The sequence below is a fragment of the Polaromonas sp. CF318 genome (assembly GCF_000282655.1).
GTDB lineage: Bacteria > Pseudomonadota > Gammaproteobacteria > Burkholderiales > Burkholderiaceae_C > Polaromonas.
In genome coordinates this window covers 1-2342 of sequence record NZ_AKIV01000013.1, presented here as the reverse complement: position 1 = coordinate 2342, position 2342 = coordinate 1, and the positions used below count along the sequence as shown (strand labels likewise).

At 56.8% G+C, this 2342-nt stretch carries 1 protein-coding gene; it reads left to right on the top strand.

Features of this window, described 5'->3' with window-relative positions; all coding sequences use genetic code 11:
- Positions 1-90 precede the first annotated feature (90 nt).
- Positions 91-2342: FG-GAP-like repeat-containing protein (locus tag PMI15_RS01960; RefSeq protein WP_007863092.1), on the top strand; the 2252-nt coding region annotated here is incomplete at its 3' end.

Genomic DNA, 2342 nt, shown 5'->3' with positions numbered 1-2342 from the left:
CAGCTAAAGTCGATACTCAGCAGAAGCTAAAAAGCAAAAGCAAAAGCAAAAGCAAAAGCAAAAGCAAGAGATAAAAAAGAGGGCGGGGAAATGCGAGGTAAACACAGCAAGGTATTGCGCTGCGCGGCTCTGTGGCTGTTGGGCGCCGGGCTCGGCCTGGCCCAGGCCCAGACCACCACGGTCGCGGGCATCACGCCCGGCCAGTTCTCGGTCAATGAATCGGGTGCGGCCACTTACCGGATCCCCATCCAGGTTCCTCCCGGCGTCGCCGGTATGGAGCCCAAACTCGAACTCAGCTACAACAGCCAAGGCGGCAATGGTTTGCTCGGCATGGGCTGGAGTTTGAGCGGTTTGAGCGCCATAGGCCGGTGTCCCCGCACCATGGCTGTTGACGGCGTCAGGGGTGGCGTCAACCTCGACATGAACGACCGTTATTGCCTGGACGGCCAACGGCTGATCCTGGTGTCGGGCACCTATGGCGTGGCCGGCAGCGAATACCGCACCGAGCTCGACGGCTTCAGCAAAATCGTCGCGTCGGGTACCGCAGGCAACGGCGTGGCCTCCTTCACCGTGCAGACCAAAGCCGGCTTGACCATGGAATACGGCAACACGGCCGACTCGCGCATTGAGGCGCAGGGTAAGGCCACGGTGCGGGTCTGGGCCGTCAACAAGATCAGCGACGTCAAGACCAATTACATGACGTTCAGCTATACCGAAGACGATGTAAATGGCGAGTACTACCCCGCCCGCATTGACTATGCCGGCAATGCCAGCAGTGGCACCAACCCGGCCGCTCAGATACGTTTTAACTATGAGGCAAGGCCGGATATTCTGGTTCGGTACAGAAATGGCTCAAAAAGCAGGAATGCACTTCGGCTGGCTTCCGTCCAAACCTATGCCGGCCTGCCGCTGCTTAAAAGTTATGCCCTTTCCTATGACACCCTGCTTGCCGGAGGTTCAACGCGGGTAACTGGCATACGGGAATGTGATGGATCTGGTGCATGCCTTCCATCGACGACTTTTAGCTGGTTGGGCGGCATCAACGGGATGGACGCAGCAGTTGTCGCAACCGACGTTAACGGGAGCGGCTGGACATCCAGCGCCTATCCGCGGCGATTCGCCGATGTCAATGGGGATGGAATGCCCGATATTGTCTTGATCGACAAGGATGAGGCGGTAGCCCACGTGTTCTTGGCCAAGGGAGACGGTTCGTTCCTGGTACAGCCGGTCTCGACGGATGTCAATGGCAACGGATGGACCGAATCAGCTTATCCCCGATATCTGCTAGATGTGAACGGGGATGGACGGGCAGACCTTGTGATGGTTGCCGAGAGCGAAGCGCTGGTGTATGTGTTTCCCGGTCAGGCGAATGGCTCGTTTTCACAGCAGGCCATATCGACCGACGTCAACGGAAGCGGCTGGATCTCCAGCGCATATCCCCGGCGATTCGCTGATGTCAACGGTGATGGCTTGCTGGACTTCGTCCTGATTGACAAGGATGAGGCGGTTCCCTATGTCTTTCTGGGTAAGAGCGATGGGGCGTTTGCAACCCAGGCCGTATCAACCGACATCAATGGCAGCGGATGGACTGAATCAGCTTATGCCCGGTATCTGATAGATGTGAACGGCGATGGGCGGGCAGACCTGGTGATGGCTGCTAACAGTGACGCGCAGGTGTACGTGTTTCTTGGCCAGGCGGATGGCTCCTTTTCACAGCAGGCGATATCGACCGACGTCGACGGAAGCGGCTGGACCTCCAGCGCGTATGTCCGGCGATTCGCTGATGTGAACGGTGATGGTCTGCCGGACTTCATTCTGATTGACAAGGATGAAACGGTACCGCATGTCTTCCTGGGTAAGGGCGACGGATCGTTTGTGCCCCAGGCTGTGTCAACCGATATCAATGGCAGTGGATGGACTGAACTGGCTTATTCCCGCGATTTGGTCGACATCAACGGAGATGGACGGGTCGATCTGGTGATGACTTTGGCCAGCGAAGCTCAGACCTTTGTATTTTTAGGCCAGGCAGATGGGACGTTTGCACAGCAGCCCATAGCGACAGACATTAGCGGCAACGGCTGGACTCTGAGTGCCTATCCCCGGGAGTTCGTCGATGTCAATGGTGACGGCAAGATGGACTTGATCCTGGTGACACAAAGTGAAGCCATCATGCATGTCTCCCTTTCCACGTTTCCAGCTGCTTTGCTGCAATCTGTTTCAAAGGGTGCTGAAATCACGGCGACGTTTGCCTACAAATCTCTCACTGACAATACGGTCTACACCAAGGACGTTTCCCCGAACGCTGCGGTTTATCCCAAGTTGGACCTGCAGTACGCGCAGTA